Source organism: Sphingomonas sp. GW821-FHT02B09 (genome assembly GCF_059421875.1).
Window position 1 is genome coordinate 659,297 of the sequence record NZ_JBWKVV010000001.1, and the last position, 22,967, is coordinate 682,263.

General features: G+C 66.8%; 19 protein-coding genes. 5 read left to right on the plus strand and 14 right to left on the minus strand.

Annotated features, from left to right (window positions below):
• The first annotated feature begins 2 nt into the window (after positions 1 to 2).
• Genes glgC through treA form a run of 5 tightly spaced genes read left to right on the plus strand, consistent with a single transcriptional unit; the run spans position 3 to position 7,735 of the window.
• Positions 3 to 1,265 carry a glucose-1-phosphate adenylyltransferase gene (glgC, locus tag AC07U4_RS02950; protein ID WP_038659547.1) on the plus strand — a complete coding sequence of 421 codons (1,263 nt, stop codon included), beginning with the start codon at positions 3 to 5 and terminating at the stop codon, positions 1,263 to 1,265.
• A complete protein-coding gene (gene glgA, locus AC07U4_RS02955) occupies positions 1,262 to 2,677 on the plus strand; it encodes a glycogen synthase GlgA (protein ID WP_495194380.1) in 1,416 nt (471 codons plus the stop codon). The genes glgC and glgA overlap by 4 nt, the downstream gene beginning before the upstream one ends.
• Complete coding sequence (locus tag AC07U4_RS02960; RefSeq protein WP_495194381.1) at positions 2,674 to 4,293, plus strand: alpha-D-glucose phosphate-specific phosphoglucomutase; 1,620 nt, start codon at positions 2,674 to 2,676, stop codon at positions 4,291 to 4,293. Before glgA ends, AC07U4_RS02960 begins: the two co-directional genes overlap by 4 nt.
• Positions 4,290 to 6,200 (plus strand): glycogen debranching protein, encoded by a 1,911-nt coding sequence (locus AC07U4_RS02965; RefSeq protein WP_495194382.1) that lies wholly within the window; start codon positions 4,290 to 4,292, stop codon positions 6,198 to 6,200. The genes AC07U4_RS02960 and AC07U4_RS02965 overlap by 4 nt, the downstream gene beginning before the upstream one ends.
• Positions 6,197 to 7,735, plus strand: coding sequence for an alpha,alpha-trehalase TreA (gene treA / locus AC07U4_RS02970; RefSeq protein WP_495194383.1), 1,539 nt, complete (start codon positions 6,197 to 6,199; stop codon positions 7,733 to 7,735). The genes AC07U4_RS02965 and treA overlap by 4 nt, the downstream gene beginning before the upstream one ends.
• A 3-nt stretch (positions 7,736 to 7,738) precedes the next feature.
• On the opposite strand, the gene cyoD is transcribed toward treA, so the two are convergent.
• From cyoD to AC07U4_RS03040, 14 genes are all read right to left on the minus strand, one after another.
• Positions 7,739 to 8,119 (minus strand): cytochrome o ubiquinol oxidase subunit IV, encoded by a 381-nt coding sequence (gene cyoD / locus AC07U4_RS02975; protein WP_038659559.1) that lies wholly within the window; start codon positions 8,117 to 8,119, stop codon positions 7,739 to 7,741.
• The gene (locus AC07U4_RS02980) at positions 8,116 to 8,739 is read right to left on the minus strand and encodes a cytochrome (ubi)quinol oxidase subunit III (RefSeq protein WP_495194384.1); all 624 of its coding nucleotides are present in this window, start codon (positions 8,737 to 8,739) and stop codon (positions 8,116 to 8,118) included. Before AC07U4_RS02980 ends, cyoD begins: the two co-directional genes overlap by 4 nt.
• Complete coding sequence (gene cyoB / locus AC07U4_RS02985) at positions 8,736 to 10,742, minus strand: cytochrome o ubiquinol oxidase subunit I (RefSeq protein ID WP_495194385.1); 2,007 nt, start codon at positions 10,740 to 10,742, stop codon at positions 8,736 to 8,738. The genes AC07U4_RS02980 and cyoB overlap by 4 nt, the downstream gene beginning before the upstream one ends.
• 2 nt (positions 10,743 to 10,744) lie before the next feature.
• Entirely contained in the window at positions 10,745 to 11,665 is a 921-nt protein-coding gene (cyoA, locus tag AC07U4_RS02990) for a ubiquinol oxidase subunit II (RefSeq protein ID WP_495194386.1), read from the minus strand.
• Between the two features lie 104 nt (positions 11,666 to 11,769).
• On the minus strand, positions 11,770 to 12,102 hold the full coding sequence (locus AC07U4_RS02995) for a GCN5-related N-acetyltransferase (protein ID WP_245640830.1): 333 nt from the start codon (positions 12,100 to 12,102) through the stop codon (positions 11,770 to 11,772).
• A gap of 2 nt (positions 12,103 to 12,104) precedes the next feature.
• Complete coding sequence (gene lpdA / locus AC07U4_RS03000) at positions 12,105 to 13,505, minus strand: dihydrolipoyl dehydrogenase (RefSeq protein ID WP_038659567.1); 1,401 nt, start codon at positions 13,503 to 13,505, stop codon at positions 12,105 to 12,107.
• 129 nt (positions 13,506 to 13,634) lie between these two features.
• A complete protein-coding gene (gene odhB, locus AC07U4_RS03005) occupies positions 13,635 to 14,876 on the minus strand; it encodes a 2-oxoglutarate dehydrogenase complex dihydrolipoyllysine-residue succinyltransferase (protein ID WP_495194387.1) in 1,242 nt (413 codons plus the stop codon).
• 47 nt (positions 14,877 to 14,923) lie between these two features.
• Positions 14,924 to 17,896 (minus strand): 2-oxoglutarate dehydrogenase E1 component, encoded by a 2,973-nt coding sequence (locus AC07U4_RS03010; protein ID WP_495194388.1) that lies wholly within the window; start codon positions 17,894 to 17,896, stop codon positions 14,924 to 14,926.
• 175 nt (positions 17,897 to 18,071) lie between these two features.
• Positions 18,072 to 18,956, minus strand: coding sequence for a succinate--CoA ligase subunit alpha (gene sucD / locus AC07U4_RS03015; protein WP_037536645.1), 885 nt, complete (start codon positions 18,954 to 18,956; stop codon positions 18,072 to 18,074).
• A gap of 49 nt (positions 18,957 to 19,005) precedes the next feature.
• Entirely contained in the window at positions 19,006 to 19,296 is a 291-nt protein-coding gene (locus AC07U4_RS03020) for a GIY-YIG nuclease family protein (RefSeq protein WP_495194389.1), read from the minus strand.
• Between the two features lie 87 nt (positions 19,297 to 19,383).
• Positions 19,384 to 20,346 (minus strand): malate dehydrogenase, encoded by a 963-nt coding sequence (gene mdh, locus AC07U4_RS03025; protein ID WP_495194390.1) that lies wholly within the window; start codon positions 20,344 to 20,346, stop codon positions 19,384 to 19,386.
• Positions 20,347 to 20,467: 121 nt separating this feature from the next.
• Positions 20,468 to 21,568 (minus strand): cell division protein ZapE, encoded by a 1,101-nt coding sequence (gene zapE / locus AC07U4_RS03030; RefSeq protein ID WP_495194391.1) that lies wholly within the window; start codon positions 21,566 to 21,568, stop codon positions 20,468 to 20,470.
• Between the two features lie 140 nt (positions 21,569 to 21,708).
• Positions 21,709 to 22,155, minus strand: coding sequence for a PaaI family thioesterase (locus AC07U4_RS03035; RefSeq protein ID WP_495194392.1), 447 nt, complete (start codon positions 22,153 to 22,155; stop codon positions 21,709 to 21,711).
• Positions 22,156 to 22,165: 10 nt separating this feature from the next.
• Positions 22,166 to 22,951, minus strand: a complete 786-nt coding sequence (locus AC07U4_RS03040; RefSeq protein ID WP_038659584.1) for a succinate dehydrogenase iron-sulfur subunit — start codon at positions 22,949 to 22,951, stop codon at positions 22,166 to 22,168.
• Positions 22,952 to 22,967 lie beyond the last annotated feature (16 nt).

Sequence of the window (22,967 nt, forward strand, 5' to 3'; positions counted from 1 at the left end):
CGATGGTAGACAGACGAGGACAGCCGCTTTCGCGCGACGCGATGGCGTACGTGCTGGCGGGCGGGCGCGGCAGCCGCTTGATGGAATTGACCGACACCCGCGCCAAGCCGGCGGTCTATTTCGGCGGCAAGAGCCGGATCATCGACTTCGCGCTGTCGAACGCGATCAATTCGGGCATCCGCCGGATCGGCGTCGCGACGCAATACAAGGCGCATTCGCTGATCCGCCATCTCCAGCGTGGCTGGAACTTCCTGCGCCCGGAGCGCAACGAGAGCTTCGACATCCTGCCCGCCTCGCAGCGCGTGTCGGAATTCCAATGGTATGAGGGCACCGCCGATGCGGTGTTCCAGAACATCGACATCATCGAGACGTATAACGTCGAGTATATGGTGATCCTGGCCGGGGATCACATCTACAAGATGGATTACGAGATCATGCTCCAGCAGCATTGCGACAGCGGTGCGGACGTGACCGTCGCCTGTATGGAGGTGCCGCGGATGGAGGCGGTGGCGTTCGGCGTGATGCACGTCGACGAGACCGACCGGATCATCGACTTCGTCGAGAAGCCCGCCGATCCCCCCGCGATCCCCGGGCAGCCCGACATCGCGCTCGCCAGCCTCGGAATCTATGTCTTCCGCACCAAGTTCCTGATCGAGCAGCTCCGGCGCGATGCCGCGACCGAAGGCTCGGCGCGCGACTTCGGCAAGGACATCATCCCCTATCTCGTCGAGCACGGCGTGGCGCAGGCGCATCGCTTCTCGAAGAGCTGCGTGCGGACCAGCGAGGAGCCGGCGGCCTATTGGCGCGACGTCGGAACGGTCGATGCCTATTGGGAGGCGAACATCGACCTGACCGACATCATCCCGCAGCTCGACGTCTACGATCACGAATGGCCGCTGTGGACCTATTCGGAGATCACCCCACCGGCCAAGTTCGTCCATGACGAGGACGGGCGGCGCGGCTCGGCGGTGTCGAGCCTCGTCTCGGGCAATTGCATCGTGTCGGGCTCGGCGATCCATCGCAGCCTGTTGTCGACCGGGGTGCGGGCACACAGCTTCTCGTCGCTCGATGAGGCGGTGGTCCTCCCTTATTGCCATATCGGCCGCAACGCGCGGCTGAGCCGGGTCGTGATCGATCGCGGCGTGGTGATTCCGGACGGGCTGGTCGTCGGCGAGGACCCCGAGCTGGATACGCGCCGGTTCCGGCGGACCGACAAGGGCATCTGCCTCATCACCCAGCCGATGATCGACCGCCTCGGGCTGTGACGCTCTCCGTCCTCTCGGTCGCCTCGGAGGCGTTTCCGCTGGTCAAGACCGGCGGGCTCGCCGACGTGGTGGGGGCGTTGCCCGATGCGCTGACGCCGCATGGCGTCGCGACGACGACGCTGATCCCGGGCTATCCGGCGGTCGGCAAGGCGGTGAAGGGCGCCAAGGTGGTGCGGCGCTGGCGCGATCTGCTCGGCGTCGAGGCGCGGTTGCTCGGCGCGCGGCTGGGCGAGCATCCGCTGCTGGTGCTCGATGCGCCGGCGTTGTTCGCGCGGGCGGGTGGGCTCTACGACCAGACCGACGACTGGTACAGGTTCGCGGCCCTGTCGCGCGCCGCCGCCGACGTCGCGGAAGGGTTCGACGTGCTTCACGCGCACGACTGGCAGGCCGCGCTGGCGCCGGCCTATCTGCGCTATTGCGGTACGGCGCAGCGCCGGACCGCCAGCGTGATGACGGTCCATAACATCGCCTTCCAGGGCCAGTTCGGTGCGGAGATATTTGCCGGGCTCGATTTGCCGGACGAGGCCTATGCGATCGACGGCGTCGAATATTATGGCGGTGTCGGCTTCCTGAAGGCGGGGCTGGAGGCGGCCGATGCGATCACCACGGTCAGCCCGACCTATGCTGCCGAGATCCGCGAGCCGCGGTTCGGCATGGGGCTGGAAGGGCTGATCGACACTCGACGCGACCGCGTGCACGGCATCGTCAACGGCATCGATCCCGCCGTGTGGAATCCCGAGACTGACGCCGCCTTGCCGAGCCGCTTCACCGCACGTGCGCTCGGCCGGCGCAAGGCCAACAAGCGCGCGGTCGAGAAGATGTTCGGGCTCGATCGCGACGACGGGCCGCTGTTCACCGTCATCAGCCGGCTGACGTGGCAGAAGGGCATGGACGTGCTCGTCACCTGCCTCGACGAGCTGGTCGCGGGCGGGGCGCGGCTGGCGCTGCTCGGCTCGGGCGATGCGCATCTGGAAGCGGCGCTGCTCGCCGCGGCGGCGCGCTATCCGGGGCGGATCGCGGTACGGATCGGCTATGACGAACCCCTGTCCCATCTGTTGCAGGGCGGTGCCGACGCGATCCTGATCCCGTCGCGGTTCGAACCGTGCGGGCTGACTCAGCTTTACGGCCTCGCTTATGGCTGCGTGCCGGTCGTCGCGCGCACCGGCGGGCTCGCCGATACGGTGATCGACGCCAACGAGGCGGCGCTCGCCGCCGGGGTCGCGACCGGCTTCCAGCATGGCGAGGCGAGCCATCATTCGCTCGGCCACGCGATCCGTCGTGCCATTGCCGCCTACGCGCGCCCCGATCTATGGTGCGCCATCCAGCGCAACGGGATGCGCGCCGATTTCTCCTGGTCGGAAAGCGGCCGCCGCTATGCCGACCTCTACAAGAGCCTGACAGGAACCGCATGATCCGTACCGTCGCCAGCCACGCCTATTCCGACCAGAAGCCCGGCACCTCCGGTCTGCGCAAGAAGGTCACCGTCTTCCAGCAGCCCGATTATGCCGAGAATTTCGTCCAGGCGGTGTTCGACGTCATCGACGGCAAGGACGGCGCGACCTTGGTGATCGGCGGCGACGGCCGGTTCCTCAATCGGGAGGTGATCCAGAAGGCGATCCGCATCGCCGCGGCGAACGGCTTCGGCCGCGTCGTCGTCGGCCGCGGCGGGCTGCTATCGACGCCCGCGGCGAGCAACATGATCCGCATCCGCAAGGCGCTGGGCGGGCTGGTGCTGTCGGCAAGCCACAATCCCGGCGGCCCGACCGAAGATTTCGGCATCAAATACAATATCGCCAATGGCGGCCCGGCGCCGGAGCAGGTGACCGAGGCGCTGTACGAACGGACGAAGACGATCGACCGCTGGCTGACAGTCGATGCCGAAGACGTCGATCTCGATACGCTCGGCGAGGTGACGGTCGGTGGGATGACGGTCGAGGTGGTCGATCCGGTCGCCGATTATGCCGCGCTGATGGAGCGGCTGTTCGACTTCGACGCGATCCGCGCCGCGAAGCTGACGATGGCGTTCGACGCGATGAGCGCGGTGACCGGGCCTTATGCGACCGAGATCCTCGAGACGCGGCTCGGCTTCGCCGCCGGCACCGTCCGCAACGGCGAGCCGCTGGAGGATTTCGGCGGGCATCACCCCGATCCCAATCTCGTCCACGCGCACGAACTCTACGAGACGATGATGGCGGCGGATGCGCCGGACTTCGGCGCGGCGTCGGACGGCGATGGCGACCGCAACCTCATCATCGGGCGGGCGCGGTTCGTGACGCCGTCGGACAGCCTCGCGATGCTGGCGGCGAACGCGCATCTCGCGCCGGGCTACAAGGACGGGCTCAAGGGGATCGCGCGGTCGATGCCGACCAGTGCGGCGGCCGACCGTGTCGCGGAGAAGCTCGGCCTGCCGATCTTCGAGACGCCGACCGGGTGGAAATTCTTCGGCAATCTGCTCGACGCGGGCATGGCGACGATCTGTGGCGAGGAAAGCGCCGGCACCGGATCGGATCACGTCCGCGAGAAGGACGGGCTGTGGGCGGTGCTGCTGTGGCTCAACATCCTCGCCGTACGCGGCGAGTCGGTCGATGCGATCGCGCGCGATCACTGGGCGACCTATGGCCGCAACTATTACGCCCGCCACGATTACGAAGGCGTCGAGAGCGCGCGCGCCGATGCGCTGATGGCCGAGCTGCGCGGCAAGCTGGATACACTGGCGGGGACGCAGGTCGGCGGGCTGAAAATCGCGGCGGCGGACGATTTCGCCTATACCGATCCGACCGACGGCTCGGTGAGCCGCAACCAGGGCGTGCGCGTGCTGTTCGAGGGCGGCAGCCGCGTCGTGTTCCGGCTGTCGGGGACCGGCACCAGCGGTGCGACATTGCGGGTATATCTGGAGCGCTACGAGCCGGCGGGCGGCGATCTCGATCGCGAGACCGGCGAGATGCTGGCGGATATCGTCGCGGCGGCGGACGAGATCGCGGGCATCGTGCGGCATAGCGGGCGGACCGAGCCGGACGTCATCACGTGAGCGACGCGCCCGCGCTGGGCGCGATCTCGTACGATGGCGAAGTGCGGTTCGCGGTGCGCTCGGCGACGGCGGTGACGCTGTGCCTGTGGGACGGCGCGGTCGAGCGGCGGGTGGCGATGGCCGGTGCCGACGGTATCTGGTCGGTGGATGTGCCGGGGATCGGGGCGGGCCAGCGCTACGGCTTCCGGGCGGCGGCCGATCCGGCGAAGCTGCTGGTCGATCCCTATGCCGTCGAGCTGGATCGGGCGTTCATTTTTGACCAGCGGCTGGGTCAGCCGGGAGTCGAGACGGGTGGGTTGGTGCCTTGGGGTGTGGGTGTTGCGACACCCTTCCCTCATCGTCATCCCCGCGAAGGCGGGGATCCAGACGCGCAGGTCCTCGAAGGGGCCGCGAGGTCCGTGGGTATGGATCCCCGCCTTCGCGGGGATGACAACAAAGGGGTTGCCGATAAGGGGGAGGACGCGAGCCTTCTCCCCCCGCCGCTCTTCACGCCGGGCGGGTTGATCTACGAACTCAGCGTCCGCGGGTTCACGATGCTGCACCCCGAGGTGCCCGCGGCGCAGCGGGGAACGATCGCGGCCTTGGCGCATCCCGCGATCATCGCGCATCTGCAGCGGCTGCGGGTCAGCGCGGTCGAATTGATGCCGATCGTCGCGTGGATCGACGAGCGGCATCTGCCACCGCTCGGGCTGCGCAACGCCTGGGGCTATAATCCGGTGGTGCCGATGGCGATCGATCCGCGGTTGGCGCCGGGCGGGATCGCCGAGCTGCGCGAGACCGTCGCGGCGCTGCGGGCGGCGGGGATCGGCGTGATCCTCGACCTCGTCTTCAATCACACCGGCGAGAGCGACGTGCACGGGCCGACGCTGTCGTTGCGCGGGTTGGACGAGCGGCTCTATTATGCGCAGGCCGAGGACGGCACGCTGATCAACGACACCGGCACCGGCAATACGCTGGACTGTTCGCGAGCCGAGGTCCGCGCGCTGATCCTCGCCAGCCTGCGCCATTTCGCGCGGCTAGGCGTGGACGGCTTCCGGTTCGATCTGGCGCCGGTGCTGGCGCGCGGGCCGGGGTTCGATCCGCATGCGCCGATCTTCGCCGAGATCGCCGCCGATCCCCTGCTGTCCAGCCGCATCATGATCGCCGAGCCGTGGGACATCGGCCCGGACGGCTATCAGCTCGGGCGGTTTCCAGCGCACTGGCTCGAATGGAACGACCGCTATCGCGACGACGTACGGCGCTTCTGGAAAGGCGACGGCAGCGCGGGCGCTTTGGCGACGCGGCTCGCCGGCTCGGACGACGTCTTCGGCGGCGGCGACACGCGCAGCGTCAATTTCATCGCGGCGCACGACGGCTTCACGCTCGCCGACACCGTCGCTTTCGCCGAACGCCACAATCACGCCAATGGCGAGGACAATCGCGACGGCCATGGCGACAATCACAGCTGGAACAACGGCGTCGAGGGACCGAGCGACGATCCCGTCGTCACGGCCCGGCGCGATGCCGACCGGCGTGCGTTGCTGGCGACGCTGTTCGCATCGCGCGGTACGATCCTGCTGACCGCGGGGGACGAATTCGGACGGACGCAGCGGGGCAACAACAACGCTTATGCGCAGGACAATGCGATCGGCTGGGTCGATTGGCACGGGCGTGATCGGGCGCTGGAGGATTTCGCCCGCGATCTGGCGGCGTTCCGGGCGGCGGCCGGGCTCGATCGCGTCGCGCCGTATGAGGCACCAGACTGGCGGCGGCTCGACGACGCGCCGATGCGGCCGGACGATTGGGCCGGCGCCGACGGCTTCGCGCTGCGCTTGCCCGACGGCGAGCGGTGCGTCACATTGCGGTTCGATCGCCGCGCGCGGCGCGTGACGCTGACGCAGGGCACGCTGTTGGAGAGTCGCGCATGATCCGTCCCCTGATGCTGGCGCTCGCCGGCCTGCTCGTCGCGGCGGCGCCGCCATCGCCGGCGCAGCGGTTCGGCGCGCTGTTCCGCGACGTGCAGATGCGGCAGATCTTTCCCGATTCGAAGACCTTCGCGGATGCCGAACCGCGCCGCGGCGATGCCGCGATCCTCGCCGCCTACCGCCGTTGCGATTGCAAGGACGATGCCGCGCTGAAGGCGTTCGTGCTCGCCAATTTCAACGTGCCGGTGGCACCGGCCGCGCCTCCGCCGTCGCGCAAGCTGGGGCTGGCCGAGCATATCGACGCGCTGTGGCCGCAGCTTACCCGGACGCTGCCGACCGTGCCGGCGGGATCGTCGGCGCTGCCGCTGCCGAAGCGCTTCGTGGTGCCGGGCGGGCGGTTCCGCGAGATGTATTATTGGGACAGCTGGTTCACGATGCTCGGGCTGCAGGTGTCGGGCCGGCAGGATCTGGTCGAGGACATGGTGACCGACTTCGGCAGCCTGATCGATCGCTACGGCCGCATCCCCAATGGCACGCGCAGCTATTATCTCAGCCGCTCGCAGCCGCCGTTCTTCTATCTGATCGCCGGCCTGTCGAAGAATGCCGCGACGCTGGCGCAACGTACGACATGGATGCGCGCCGAGCATGACTTCTGGATGGCGGGCGAATCCGGATTGCGGCCGGGCGGCGAGCGCGCACGCGTGGTGCGGCTGGCGGACGGGTCGCTGCTCAACCGCTATTGGGACGATCGCGACGATCCGCGCGACGAAAGCTATCGCGAGGATGCGGCGCTGGTCGCGGCGACGCCGGGACGCGATGCCAAGGCGATGTACCGCGACCTGCGCGCCGGGGCGGAAAGCGGCTGGGACTTCAGCTCGCGCTGGCTCGGCGACGGCAAGACGCTGGCGACGATCCGGACGACGCGGATCGTGCCGGTCGATCTCAACAGCCTGATGTACGGGATGGAGCGCAGCATCGCCGACAATTGCCGCATTTTGAAGGATGCCGCCTGCGTCACCACCTACGCTGCGGCCGCGGATGCGCGCGCGAAGGCGATCGCGGCGCATCTGTGGAACGGCGCGGGCTATTATGCCGATTACGATCTCGACGCGCGCCGGGTCGCCGACGGGCGGACCGCGGCGATGGCTTTCCCCCTGTTCGTCGGCCTCGCCTCGCCGGAGCGTGCGAAGGCGACCGCGCAGGCGCTGACGCCGCTGGTCGGCGAGGGCGGGCTCGGGACGACCGCGGTGAGGACTGGGCAGCAATGGGATGAGCCTAATGGCTGGGCGCCGCTGCAATGGGTCGCGATCGACGGACTGCGCCGCTATCGCGAGGATGCGCTCGCCAAGCGGATCGCGACCAACTGGCTGGCGACGGTGGACCGGGAGTATGCGGCGAGCGGCAAGCTGCTCGAAAAATACAATGTCGTCGAGCGGTTGCCCGGTGGCGGCGGCGAATATCCGCTGCAGGACGGCTTTGGCTGGACCAACGGCGTGACGCGCGCGCTGCTCGCGGCGGGCTATGCGCCGCCGCGATAGGCGCTACATCGCCGGCATGCTCGCCGGCATCAGATTGTGGTCGAGGTGCGCCATGATCCAGATCGAGCCGATCAGCACCAATCCGACGATCAGCACGCCGAACGCCAGCGCGAGGACGTTGTTGGTATTGTCCGGCCCGCTGGTGACGTGGAGGAAGAAGACGAGGTGGACGCCCATCTGCGCGATCGCCAGCGCGATCAGCGCCACCGGGATGCCGGGACCGTAAATCACCCCGCTATGCACCGCCGCGAAGGAGGCGATGCTGAGCACCGCCGCCAGCACGAAACCCGCGACATAGGTCAGCACCTTGGCGCGGATGTCGCCGGCGTCGCTGCTGCCCTCGCCGGGCGCGCGATCATCGTCCAGGTCGCTCCGGTCGCTCATCGCGCCACTCCCAGCAGATAGACGGTGGTGAACAGCGCCACCCAGATGATGTCGAGTGCGTGCCAGAACAGGCTGAAACAGGCGATGCGGCGGACGATCTCGTCGCGGAAGCCCTTGGCCTGGACCTGCGCCATCATCGTCGTCAGCCAGATCAGCCCGAGCGTGACGTGCAGGCCGTGGCAGCCGACCAGCGCGAAGAAGGCGGAGAGGAAGGCACTGCGCTGCGGCCCGTTGCCCTCGTTGATGAGGCGCAGGAATTCAAAGGCTTCGAGGCCGAGGAAGCCGGCACCGAGCAGTGCGGTCGCCGCCATCGCGATCTGGAACCAGAAGCGGTTCTGCGCCGCGGTCGCGATCCCCGCCATGCCGCAGGCGAAACTGGACGCGAGCAGCAGCGCCGTCTCCGCGCCGACCAGCGGCAGTTCGACGATGTCGCGCGCCGCCGGGCCGCCCGCGGTCGCCTGGGCCAGCACCGCATAAGCGGAGAAAAAGCCGGCGAACATGATGAAGTCGGTGAGCAGGAAGATCCAGAAGCCATAGGCCACGACGATCCGTTTGGGCGCGGGGCCGCGTTCGCTGGGCGCCGTCTCGCCGCGGCCGAGCTTGTGCGGATCGCCGCTCATGCCGGCTGGTCCGCAGGGATATCGAGCAATTGCGCCTTGGCGGCGCGCCGCTCGCGGTCGAGCCGCTCCGCTTCCTCGGCACTGATCTCGGTCTCATTCTCGTCGCGCCAGGCAAAGACGACGAAGGTCGCCCAGGCGCCGAGGAAGCCCAGTCCGAACAGCCACCAGATATGCCACACCGCGGCGAAGCCGAGCGCGGTGGTGAAGAAGGCGGTGACGACGCCGGTCGGCGAATTACGCGGCATGTGGAACGCCTCGTACTTGGGGCGTTCGGAGAGTTCGCCATTCTCGCGCGCGGTCGACTTGATGTCCCAATAGGCTTCCTCGCCCTTCACGTCGGGCAGCGCCGCGAAGTTGAACGGCGGCGGCGGCGAGGTGGTGATCCATTCGAGGCTGCGCCCGTCCCACGGATCGCCGCTGATGTCGGCAAGGTCCTTGCGGTTGCGGATCGAGACGTAGAGCTGGATCACCTGACACGCCATGCCGCCGGCGATCATCAGCGCACCGAAGGCGGCGGCGATCAGCCACGGCTGCCAGCCGGGGACGTCGTAATGCTGCATCCGCCGCGTCATCCCCATCAGTCCGAGCACGTAGAGCGGCATGAACGCGACGTAGAAGCCGATCACCCACAACCAGAAGGCGCGCTTGCCCCAGCGTTCGTCGAGGGTGAAGCCGAACGCCTTGGGGAACCAGTAATTGTAACCGGCGAAGGCACCGAACAGCACGCCGCCGATGATGACGTTGTGGAAATGTGCGACGAGGAACAGCGAATTGTGCAGCACGAAATCGGCGGGCGGCACGGCGAGCAGCACGCCGGTCATGCCGCCGATCACGAAGGTGATCATGAACGCCACCGCCCACATCATCGGCACGTGGAAGCGGATGCGGCCACCGTACATGGTGAACAGCCAGTTGAAGACCTTCACCCCGGTCGGCACCGCGATGATCATCGTCGTCACGCCGAAGAAGCCGTTGACGTCGGCGCCCGCGCCCATCGTGAAGAAGTGATGCAGCCAGACGATGAACGACAGGATGCAGATCACCATCGTCGCGACGACCATCGAACGATAGCCGAACAGCGGCTTGCTCGAAAAGGTTGAGACCACCTCGCTGAACACGCCGAAGGCCGGCAGGATCAGGATATAGACCTCGGGATGGCCCCACGCCCAGATGAGGTTGACGAACATCATCTGGTTGCCGCCGGCGTCGTTGGTGAAGAAGTGGAAGCCAAGGTAGCGATCGAGCAGCAGCATCGCGAGCGTCGCGGTGAGGATCGGGAAGGCGGCGACGATCAGCAGATTGGACGCGAGGCTGGTCCAGCAGAACATCGGCATGCGGGTATAGCCCATGCCCGGCGCGCGCATCTTGAGGATCGTAGTGACGAGATTGACCCCCGACAGCAACGTGCCGACGCCGGAAATCTGCAGCGCCCACAGATAATAATCGACGCCGACGCCGGGCGAGAAGCGCAGCTCCGACAGCGGCGGATAGGCGAGCCAGCCGGTCTTGGCGAACTCGCCGATGACGAGGCTGAGATTGATCAGCAGCGCGCCGCTCGCGGTGAGCCAGAAGCTGACGTTGTTGAGCGTCGGGAAGGCGACGTCGCGCACGCCGAGCTGCAACGGCACAACGAAGTTCATCAGCCCGATGACGAACGGCATTGCCACGAAGAAGATCATGATCGTGCCATGCGCCGAGAAGATCTGGTCGTAATGCTCCGGCGGCAGATAGCCGGGATTGCCATAGGCGATCGCCTGCTGGCTGCGCATCATCGCCGCATCGACGAAGCCGCGCATCAGCATCAGCAGCGCGAAGATGCAATACATGATGCCGATCCGCTTGTGATCGACCGAGGTGATCCACTCGTTCCAGATATAGGGGACGTGACCGGCGCGCCACGTCCAGACCAGCACCGCGAGGATGCCGCTGCCGACGATGGCGGCGGCGATCAACGGGATCGGCTGGTCCCAGGGGACCGAATGCCAATTGAGCTTGCCGAACATGCTCAATTCTCCCGTCCGCCGTTATCGACCTCGTGCACCGGCGCGCCCGCCTCGCGCACCGCGGCGGCGAAGAAGCCGGTCGGAACGCTGCCGTAGGCGAAGGGCTTCAGATTGCCCCGCCGGCGCGCGAGCGCGTGATAGCTGTCGGCGTTTAGCGCCGGCCCCCGCCCCTTGGTGCCCGCCGCCCAGGCCGCGAATTGCTGCGGCGGTACGGCGTCGACGACGAAGTCCATGTCCGAAAAGCCTTCGCCGCTATAATGCGCCGACAGGCCGGGATATCGGCCGGGTTTGTCCGCCATCAGGTTGAGCTTCGCCTCCATGCCGGACATCGCGTAGATCTGGCTGCCGAGCCGCGGCACGAAGAAGCTGTTCATCACCGTCGCCGAGGTGATGCGGAAGTCGATCGGCGTGCCGGCGGGGACGATGACGCGGTTGACCGTCGCTATCCCCTGTTCGGGATAGACGAACAGCCATTTCCAGTCGAGCGCGACGACCTGGACGACGATCGGCTTCTGCCTGGACGCCAGCGGCCGGCGCGGGTCGAGATCGTGCGCGGCGATCCAGCCCATCCCGCCGAGGAAGATGATGACGAGCAGCGGCACCGACCAGACGAGCAGTTCGAGCTTGCCCGAATAGGCGAAGTCCGGGCGCCGCCTGGCGCGCGCATTGCCGGCGCGGAACCACCAGGCGAAGGCGACGGTCGCGACGATCACCGGTACGACGATGCCGAGCATCACCGCGAGCGAATTGATCAGCAGCGTCTTCTCGCCCGCGGCGACCGGTCCGGCGGGATCGAGCAGCGCGGGCGCGCAACCGCCCAGTCCGAGCACGGTCGCGGCAACAGCGAGCGGTTTCAACATGCGGTCGACGGCGAGCAGATCATCGAATCCCTTTGCGGAGCCGTCGTGACGGTTCTCCTTCATCTGGCAAACGGATGGCGATGCGGGTGGTTTCGTCGGGTGACGAACTATTGCTGGTGGCGCACCCGTTCGAGTCGATCATCGATGAGGTGGCCCTGCACCAGATATCAGAGCATTGTGGGAGCCGCAGCCTTCCTCTCGCGCCGCCACGTCAGCGACTGGCGGTTGAGCGCGGCGAGATCGACCGTCCCTTCGGCGGCCCCCTGCCCGAGCGACACCGCCCGCTCCAGCAGGTCCACCGCGATGAACCGATACGCCGGCCGCCCCTCGACCGCGTCATACCAGATTCCGCCTACCGCCGCGTCGAGCAGGATGCGCTGGAAACAATGATCCGCGCGTACCGGCCACATACGAAGACCCGCGAGACCGGGCAGGGTCCCGCGGGTCAGCGTCAGCCATGCGACCTCCAGCGCGGCGCGGCGGGTGTCCGCGCCCGCCACGATCAGATGTGGATCGGCTTGCCGGTCACCGCCATCGCCGCTTCCTTGATCGCTTCGGAATGCGTCGGATGGGCGTGACAGGTATAGGCGATATCCTCCGATGTCGCGCCGAACTCCATCGCCTGCGCCGCCTGCGCGATCATCGTGCCCGCGACGCTGGCGATCGCCCAGACGCCGACGACGCGATCGGTCTTGGCATCGGCGATGATCTTCACGAAGCCGTCGGGCTCGTGATTGGTCTTGGCGCGGCTGTTCGCCATCATCGGGAACTTGCCGACCTTGATCTCGCCCTTCGCCTTGGCGGCCTCTTCGGTCAGACCGACGCCGGCGAATTCGGGCAGCGTGTAGACGACGCTCGGGATGATGTCGTGGTTCACGATGCCGGTCAGGCCGGCGATGTTCTCCGCGACCGCAATGCCCTCGTCCTCGGCCTTGTGCGCGAGCATCAGGCCGGGGGCGACGTCGCCGATCGCCCAGATGCCGGGGACGCTGGTGGCGAAGTCATGGTCGATCTCGACCTGGCCGCGCGCGTTGACCGAAAGACCGGCGGCGTTGAGGTTGAGGCCATCGGTGTTCGCCTTGCGGCCGATCGCGAGCAGCACCACGTCCGCGTCGATCGTCTGCGCCTCGCCGCCGGCGGCGGGCTCGACGGTCAGCGTCGCCGCGTCGCCATTCACCGCCACGCCGGTGACCTTGGTCGACAGCTTGAACTCGAAACCCTGCTTCTTGAAGATCTTCTGCGCTTCCTTGCGGACGTCGCCGTCGAAGCCGGGCAGGATCTGGTCGAGATATTCGACGACCGTGACCTTCGCGCCGAGCCGGCGCCAGACGCTGCCGAGTTCGAGCCCGATCACGCCGCCACCGATGACGACGAGATGCTGCGGCACCTTCGCGAGTTCGAGCGCGCCGGTGCTGTCGACGATGACCTTCTGGTCGACGGTGACGCCGGGCAGCGGCGTGACCGACGAGCCGGTGGCGATGACGATGTTCTTGGCGCGAACGGCCTTGCCGTCGATCTCGACGCTGTCCTTGCCGGTGAAGCTGGCGCGGCCCTTGAGCCATTCGACCTTGTTCTTCTTGAACAGATATTCGATGCCGCCGGTGAGCTGGTTGACCGCGTCGCGGCGCTGGCCGTGCATCGTGTCGAGATCGAGTTCGGCGGTGACCTTGATGCCCATCTTGGCCATCGTGCCGTTCGAGGCAGCATCGAAGAACTCCGACGCGTGCAGCATCGCCTTCGACGGGATGCAGCCGACGTTGAGGCAGGTGCCGCCCAGCGTCTCGCGGCTCTCGGCGCAAGCGGTCTTGAGCCCGAGCTGCGCGGCGCGGATCGCCGCGACATAGCCGCCGGGGCCGGCACCGATCACGAGGACGTCATAGTCGTATTGCTGTTCGTCAGCCATCTTCAGGTCTCCTCCCCGGCGCAGGCCGGGGTCCAGTTGGGGGACATATGGGAAGAGCGTGGCGCTTCGTCACCGCCGCCTTCCCAACTGGGCCCCGGCTTTCGCCGGGGTGAGTTGGTGTTTCGATTCTTACAGGTCGATCAGGATGCGGGTCGGGTCTTCGATCGCGTTCTTGAGCGCGACGAGGAAGGTCACCGCTTCGCGGCCGTCGATCAGGCGGTGATCGTAGGACAAAGCGAGATACATCATCGGGCGCACGACGACCTGGCCGCCGACCACCACCGGGCGCTCCTCGATGCGATGCAGGCCGAGCACCGCCGCCTGCGGCGGGTTGATGATCGGGGTCGACATCAGCGAACCGAACACGCCGCCGTTGGAGATGGTGAAGGTACCGCCCTTCATCTCGTCCATCTTGAGCGTGCCGTCCTTGGCGCGGCGGCCGAAGTCGCCGATCGTCTTCTCGATGCCCGCGACCGTCAGGTCCTGCGCGTCACGGATCACCGGGACGACGAGGCCGTTGGGCGCACTGACCGCGACCGAGATGTCGGCGTAATCGTGATAGACGATCTCGTCGCCCTCGATCGAGGCGTTGACCGACGGGATGTCCTTCAGCGCCATCGTCGCGGCCTTCACGAAGAAGCCCATGAAGCCGAGGCGGACGCCGTGCTTCTTCTCGAACAGGTCCTTATACTTGGCGCGCGCCTCGATCACCGCGGTCATGTCGACGTCGTTGAACGTCGTCAGCATCGCGGCGGTGTTCTGCGCTTCCTTGAGGCGCTTGGCGATCGTCTGGCGCAGGCGCGTCATCTTGACGCGCTCTTCCTTGCGGCCGCCCGTGGAGGCAGCGGCGGGCGCCGGCGCGGCGGCGGGGGCCTGCGTCGCGGGCTTCGACGCGGCGGCGGCGGCGACGTCCTCCTTGGTGATGCGGCCGTCCTTGCCGGTGCCGGTGATCGACGACGGATCGAGGCCATATTCGAGCACGGCACGGCGCACCGACGGCGACAGCGCCGCGGGCGAATCGCTCGACGCTTCCGGCTGCGCGGCAGGCGCCGGCGCGGCGGCAGGTGCCGCAGCGGGTGCCGGCGCGGCAGCGGGAGCGGCGGCCGGGGCCGGCGCGGCGGCAGCCGAACCGTCACCCGCCTCGATCGTCGCGAGCATCGCGCCGACCTCGACCGTGTCGCCGACCTTGACCGCATGCTGGCCCATCACGCCGGCGACCGGCGACGGCACCTCGACCGAGACCTTGTCGGTCTCGAGGCTGGCGATCGGCTCGTCGACCTTGACCGGGTCGCCGGGCTGCTTGAGCCATTCGCCGACGGTGGCTTCGGTGATCGATTCACCCAGAACGGGCACGGTAACTTCGGTTGCCATCTCTTGCATCCTTCTCCCCGGGGAGGGGTCTCAATCGGGGAACGTTGTTAGCTGCTGGGGGCCTGGGTGGGCCGGGCGGTGGTGGTGGACGCCTCGCTGCGGGTGCGGCGAATTTCCTCGCGGACGTTGTGGCCGAGCGCATCGGCGACCAGCGCGCCTTGTTCCGCGGTGTGGCGCTTCATCAGGCCCGTCGCCGGCGAGGCAGCGGACTGACGGCCGGCATAGCGCGGCCGCTTGACCGCGCAATCGGCGGCCTTGAGCGATTCCTCGATCAGCGGCTCGACGAAGAACCAGTAACCGTTGTTCTTCGGCTCTTCCTGCGACCAGACGACATCCTCGAGCTGCGGCATCCGCGCGATCCGGCGGGCGAGCGCATCGCCGGGGAACGGATAGAGCTGCTCGATCCGCACGATCTGCGTGCCGGTATCGTCCGCGGCGTTGCGCGCCTCGATCAGATCATAGGCGACCTTGCCGGTGCACAGCACCAGCCGCTTCGTCTCGGCATCCGCCGCACCATTGGTGTCGGACAGGATGCGCTTGAAGTGGCTGTCGCCCTGGAAGTCCGCCGCGGCCGACACCGCCAATTTGTGGCGGAGCAGCGACTTGGGCGTCATCACGATCAGGGGTTTGCGGAAGTTGCGGTGCATCTGCCGGCGCAGCAAGTGGAAATAGTTCGCCGGCGTGGTGCAATTGGCGACCTGGATATTGTCCTGCGCGCACGACTGGAGGAAGCGTTCGGGACGTGCCGAGCTATGCTCCGGCCCCTGCCCTTCGTAGCCGTGCGGCAGCAGCATCACGAGGCCGTTGGCGCGCAGCCACTTGGATTCGCCGCTGGTAATGAACTGGTCGATCATGATCTGCGCGCCGTTGACGAAATCGCCGAACTGCGCCTCCCACATCACCAAAGTCTTCGGATCGGCGAGCGCATAGCCGTACTCGAACCCGAGCACGCCATATTCGGAGAGCGGACTGTCGAGCACCTCGAACCGGCCGTGCTCGACCGTGGTCAGCGGGACGTACTTATGCTCGTCGGTCTGGTCGACCCAGACGGCGTGACGCTGCGAGAAGGTGCCGCGCCCCGAATCCTGCCCCGACAGACGGACGCCATAGCCTTCCGACAGCAGCGAGCCGAAGGCCAGCGCCTCGCCGGTCGCCCAGTCGAAATTCTCGCCGGTCTTGAACATCTGCCGCTTGGCGTCGATCACGCGCGACAGCGTCTTGTGGATCTGGATGCCCTCGGGCACCGTCGTCAGCGTGCGGCCGAGCGCGTCGAACAGCTTGAGTTCGATCCCCGTTTCGACGTTGCGACGCTCGCTGCCGCCATCGGTCGGCGCCGACAGGCCCGACCAGCGGCCGGCGAACCAGTCCGCCTTGTTGGGCTTGTAGCTCGCGCCCGCCTCGAATTCGCCTTCGAGCAGGGTGGTGAACTGGTGGACCTTGTCGTCCAGCCATGCCTGATCGATGACGCCTTCCGACATCAGGCGCTTGGCGTAGATCTCGCTGACGCCGGGATGCTGGCGGATGACATTGTACATCAGCGGCTGGGTGAAGCCCGGCTCGTCGCCCTCATTGTGACCGAAGCGGCGGTAGCACCACATGTCGATCACGATGTCGCGATGGAACTTCTGGCGGAATTCGATCGCCATCTTGGTGGCGAAGGTCACCGCCTCGGGATCGTCGCCGTTGACGTGGAAGACCGGCGCCTGCACGCCCTTCGCCACGTCGGACGGATAGGGCGACGAGCGTGCGAACTGCGGCGAGGTCGTGAAGCCGACCTGGTTGTTGATGATGAAATGGACGCAGCCGCCGGTGTTGTAGCCGCGGATGCCCGAGAAGCCGAGGCATTCCCAGACGATCCCCTGCCCCGCGAACGCCGCGTCGCCGTGGATCAGCACCGGCAGCGAGCCGGTGTGCTCGACGAGGTCGTTGGCGAGCGTCTGGATCGCGCGCGTCTTTCCAAGCACGACCGGATCGGCCGCCTCGAGGTGCGACGGATTGGCGACCAGCGACATATGGACCTTGTGACCGTCGAACTCGCGGTCGGTCGAGGTGCCGAGGTGATATTTGACGTCGCCCGAACCGCCGATCTCGTCGGGGTTGGCCGAACCGCCGGCGAATTCGTGGAAGATCACGCGCAACGGCTTCGCCATCACATTGGCGAGCACGTTGAGGCGGCCGCGATGCGCCATGCCGTAGACGATCTCGCGTACGCCGGCCTGGCCGCCGTATTTGATGACGCTTTCGAGCGCCGGGATCATGCTCTCGCCGCCGTCGAGGCCGAAGCGCTTGGTCCCGACGTACTTCTTGCCGAGGAACTTCTCCCATTGCTCGGCCTCGATGACCTTGCTCAGGATCGCGCGCTTGCCGTCGCTGCTGAACTCGATCGCCTTGTCCTTGCCCTCCATGCGGTCCTGCAGGAAGCGGCGCTCCTCGACGTCGACGATGTGCATATATTCGAGGCCGACGTTGCCGCAGTAATTGCGGCGCAGCGTGTCGACGAGCTCGCGCACGGTCGCCCATTCGAAGCCGAGCGTGCCGCCGAGGTAGATCGGCCGGTCGATGTCGGCGTCGGTGAAGCCGTGATATTCGGTGCGCAGATCCTCGGGCATGTCGCGGTGCGACAGGCCGAGCGGATCGAGGTTGGCGGCGAGATGGCCGCGGACGCGATAGGTGCGGATCAGCATCTGCGCGCGGATCGCGTCGCCCGCCGCCTTGATGATGTCGTCCTTGGAGGGCGCCGCGGTCGGCGCCGCGGCGGGCTTGCCGCCCTTGGCCGGCTTGGGCGCCGGCTCCATCTGGGTGGGGTCGAGGCCCGCGGTCAGGTCGTCGGTGGTCGACAAAGGCCAGCGCTTGTTGGTCCAGCTCGGACCGCCGGTGCCGGCTTCGAGACCCTCGAAGAAGCCACGCCAGCCGAGATCGACCGACGACTGGTCGGCCTGATATTTGGCGTAGAGCGCTTCGATGAACGCAGGCGACACGCCGGATGCGATGTCGCCGAAATCCTGACCTTCGTAGCCCATGGTCTTCTTCCTTCAACCCCTCTCCCCTTGTGGGAGAGGGAGGGGCCCGCCGCCGTCAGGCGGTGGGAGGGTGAGGGGAAAGGGTGTCGCTCAACATCCCCCTCATCCAACTTCGACTAGGCGGCTGCGCCGCCAAGTCTCCGTATCCTTCTCCCACGAGGGGAGAAGGGTCAGATCAGCCGTTCAGCACTTCCAGCAGCGTCGAGCCCAGTTCCGACGGGCTCGCCGCGACCTTGATGCCGGCGGCTTCCATCGCCGCGATCTTGCTCTCGGCGTCGCCCTTGCCGCCCGACACGATCGCGCCGGCATGGCCCATGCGACGGCCCGGAGGCGCGGTGCGGCCCGCGATGAAGCCGGCCATCGGCTTCTTGCGGCCACGCTTGGCCTCGTCGATCAGGAATTGCGCGGCCTGCTCCTCGGCGTCGCCGCCGATCTCGCCGATCATGATGATCGACTGGGTCGCCTCGTCGGCGAGGAACAGTTCGAGCACGTCGATGAAGTTGGTGCCGTTGACCGGATCGCCACCGATGCCGACCGCGGTGGTCTGGCCGAGGCCGGCGTTCGAGGTCTGGAACACCGCCTCATAGGTCAGCGTACCCGAGCGCGACACGACGCCGACCGAGCCCTGCTTGAAGATGCTGCCGGGCATGATGCCGATCTTGCACTCGCCCGGCGTCAGCACGCCCGGGCAGTTCGGGCCGATCAGCCGCGACTTGGAGCCCGACAGCGCGCGCTTGACGCGGACCATGTCGAGCACCGGGATACCTTCGGTGATCGCGACGATCAGCGGGATCTCGGCGTCGATCGCCTCGAGGATCGAATCGGCGGCGAAGGGGGGCGGCACGTAGATCACCGACGCATCGGCGCCGGTCTTCGACTTGGCTTCGGCGACGGTGTTGAACACCGGCAGGCCGAGATGCTCGGTCCCGCCCTTGCCCGGCGTCACGCCGCCGACCATCTGCGTGCCATAATCCAGCGCCGCCTTGGTGTGGAAGCTGCCGGTTTCTCCGGTCATGCCCTGGGTGATGACCTTGGTGTTCTTGTTGACGAGGATGCTCATTGGTGCTCCCACTCTTTATGGCCCCCGCCGAGGCGGGAACACTTGATATCTAGAACAGCGACTCGAACAGATCGTCCCAGTCAGGGTTCTTCTCTTCGATCAGCCGCAACTTCCACTGGCGGTTCCACTTCTTGAGCTGGAGTTCGCGGTATCGCGCACTCTCCAGTTCGTCGTGGACCTCGTACCAGACGAGACGTTTGCAACCATATTTCTTGGTGAAGCCTTCGACCAAGCCGTTGCGGTGCTGGTACACGCGGGCAGGAAGGTCGCTGGTAAAACCGAGATAAATCGTGCCGTTCAATTGGCTCGCCATCATATAGACGTAGCCCGGCTTGCTCACCGCCCGCCCCCCTGTGTCCCCGCGAAGGCGGGGACCCAGTCTGGGCTCCCGCCTTCGCGGGAGCACAAAGGGGCAGCGGGTTGCACCTTAATTCAGCGAGCTGTCGATGCCCTTGCACGCCTCGAGCAGTTCCTTGACCGCATCGACCGAGACGGTGAGGTTCGCCTTCGCCTCGTCGTCGAGCGCGATCTCGACGATCTGCTCGACGCCGCCGGCACCGATCACCACCGGCACGCCGACATAGAGGTCGTTCACGCCGTACTGGCCGTCGACATAGGCCGCGGCGGGCAGGACGCGCTTCTGGTCGTAAAGATAGGCTTCGGCCATGGCGATGCCGCTGGTCGCCGGGGCGTAATAGGCCGAGCCGGTCTTGAGCAGGCCGACGATCTCGCCGCCGCCGCCGCGGGTGCGCTTGACGATCGCGTCGATCTTGTCCTGCGTCGAGCGGCCCATCTTGATGAGGTCGGGGACCGGGATGCCCGAGACGGTCGAATAAGAGATGACCGGGACCATCGTGTCGCCGTGGCCGCCGAGCACGAAGCTGGTGACGTCCTTGACCGAAACCTGGAACTCGTCGGCGAGGAAGTGGCTGAAGCGCGCCGAATCGAGCACGCCGGCCATGCCGACCACCTTGTTGTGCGGCAGACCCGAGAATTCGCGCAGCGCCCAGACCATCGCATCGAGCGGATTGGTGATGCAGATCACGAACGCGTCGGGCGCGTTGGCCTTGATACCCTCGCCGACCGCCTTCATCACCTTGAGGTTGATGCCGAGCAAATCGTCGCGGCTCATGCCGGGCTTGCGCGCGACACCGGCGGTGACGATGATGACGTCGGCGCCGGCGATATCGGCATAATCGTTCGAGCCGGTGATCCTGGCATCGAAACCTTCGACCGGGCCGCACTGCGACAGGTCGAGCGCCTTGCCCTGCGGCACGCCTTCGACGACGTCGAACAGGACGATGTCGCCAAGGCCCTTCAATGCCGCGAGGTGCGCGAGCGTGCCGCCGATATTACCGGCGCCGATCAGCGCGATCTTCTTGCGAGCCATCCAATCCATCTCCGTTACAGGCAGGGCGTGATTGGCCACGCCGGTTACGCCCGTTTTGCGCGCCCGGCAACCGTTAAACGGCATGGGTTAAGAGTTTATCTGATAATGGTTCGCAAGTGCATTAGGTCGTGCCATGGCCTTGCGCCAGATAGTCTTCGGAGCGCATTTCCTCAAGCCGGCTGACCGTGCGCTGGAATTCGAACCGGCCATCGCCCTCGGGATAGAGCGCGTCGGGCTCGGCATCGGCTGCCGCGAGCAGCTTGACCTTATGCTCGTAGAGCGCGTCGATCAGCGCGACGAACCGTGCCGCCTCGTTACGGTTCTCCGGCCCGAGCTTCGGAATGCCGACGAGGATCACCGTATGATAGCGGCGTGCCACCGCAAGATAGTCCGCGGCGCCGCGCGCCTCGCCGCACAGCTTTTTGAAGGAGAAGACGGCGACGCCCTTGAGCGTCTTGGGGACGTGCAGGGTGCGCCCCTGCACCTCGATCTCCTCCGACGGGATCGGCTCGGTCACCTCGTGATCGGTCAGGCGGAAGAAGGCGGCGGACAGGTTGCGTGTCGCCTCGGCGCCGTTGGGGACGAGCCAGGTGTTCTGCTGGCCGAGCCGGTCACGGCGATAGTCGATCGGTCCGTTCAGCGTCACCACGTCGAGCCGGCTTTCGATCAGCGCGATGAAGGGCAGGAAATGCTCGCGGTTAAGGCCGTTCTTGTAGAGGTCGGCGGGCGCGCGGTTGGAGGTGGTGACCATCGTCACGCCGGCTTCGAGCAAGGCGGTGAACAGGCGGCTGAGGATCATCGCATCGGGCGAGTTGGTGACCATCATCTCGTCGAAGGCGAGCAATCGCGTCTCGGCGGCAAGCGCCGCGGCGACGGGGGCGATCGGGTCGCCCGCTTCCCGGCGGCGTTCGATCGCGATGCGGCCGTGCACCTCGAGCATGAATTCGGAGAAATGGACGCGGCGCTTCCTGTCCACCGCGACATTGGCGAAGAACAGGTCCATCATCATCGACTTGCCGCGGCCGACGTCGCCGAACATGTAGACGCCGCGCGGGCCGCCGCCGCCGCGCCCGGTAAGGCGGCTCAGCAGGCCCTTCTTGCGCGGCGCCTCGAGCGCGGCGGCGAGTTCGTCGAGGCGGGTGGCGGCGGCGCGCTGTTCGGCGTCGGGGCGCAGCTCGCCCGCGGCGACGAGCGCGTCATAGGCGTTGAGGACTTTGGTCATGGGGAGCTCCTGCGAACGCCGGGGCGCTCATGGTCATTATAGGCGTTTCGCCTCACCCTCACCTGTCGGTCGGCGGGAGAGGGATAGATGCCGCAGGCGGCGCCGGGTGCGGGCAAGCGCGATCGGCCAAAGCGTTCGCCTCAGGCCGTCGCCTTGCGCAGCGTGCCGGTGAAGCTGGCGATCGTTCGCGCCTCCTGCACGATCAGCCCGCGCAGGAACAGCATGCGCCCGGTTTCACGCAGCAGTTCGATGCGTGCTTCCAGCGGCACCCCGATCGCGCCGCCATCGATGAACTGCGCCGACAGATCGACCGTCACCGCGCCCCCTGCGCCGAGAACGCCGAAGCCGCGCGACGCGGCGAACAGCGCGACGTCCATGAAACCGAGCAGCGCCCCGCCATGGACGTTGTCGCGCATATTGGAATGGTCGCGCCGCGGCTGCATGCGGACGCGGGCGATGCCGTCCTCGACACGGACGTGCAGCGGTTCGACGAACGCGTTGAAGCGCGACACGTCCCGGAACTGCCAGCGCTTCCAGCCGGGCAGCTCCGGATCGTCGTCGTAGACGAAGACCGGCGACTCCGTCACGCGACGCGCCTTACAGGATGCGCTCGGCTTCCATCTTCTTGATCTCGGCGATCGCCTTGGCCGGGTTGAGGCCCTTGGGACAGGTGTTCGCGCAATTCATGATCGTGTGGCAGCGATACAGGCGGAACGGATCCTCGAGCTGGTCGAGCCGCTCGCCGGTCATCTCGTCGCGGCTGTCGGCGAGCCAGCGATAGGCCTGGAGCAAGATCGCCGGCCCGAGGAACTTGTCGGCGTTCCACCAATAGCTCGGGCACGAAGTCGAGCAGCAGGCGCACAGGATGCACTCGTAGAGGCCGTCGAGCTTGGCGCGATCCTCGGGCGACTGCAGCCGCTCCTTGCCCGAGGGCGGCGGGCTGACCGTCTGCATCCACGGCTTGATCGAGCTATACTGCGCATAGAAATGCGTGAAGTCGGGGACGAGGTCCTTGATGACGTCCATCGCCGGTAGCGGCGTGATCTTTACTTCGCCCTTCACGTCCTCGATCGCGGTGGTGCAGGCGAGGCCATTGCGGCCGTCGATATTCATCGAGCAGGAGCCGCAGATGCCCTCGCGGCACGACCGGCGGAAGGTGAGCGACGAATCCTGCTCGGCCTTCATCTTGATGAGCGCGTCGAGCACCATCGGGCCGCATTCGTCGAGGTTGATCTCGAACGTATCGTAACGCGGGTTCTCGGCGGTATCGGGATCGTAGCGATAGACCTTGAAGGTCTTGATGCGCTGCGCGTCACCGGTCGCTTTATGAACCTTGCCCTTCGCCTTGACCTTGCTGTTCTTGGGCAGGGTGAACTCGGCCATCGCCGCAACGCTCCTC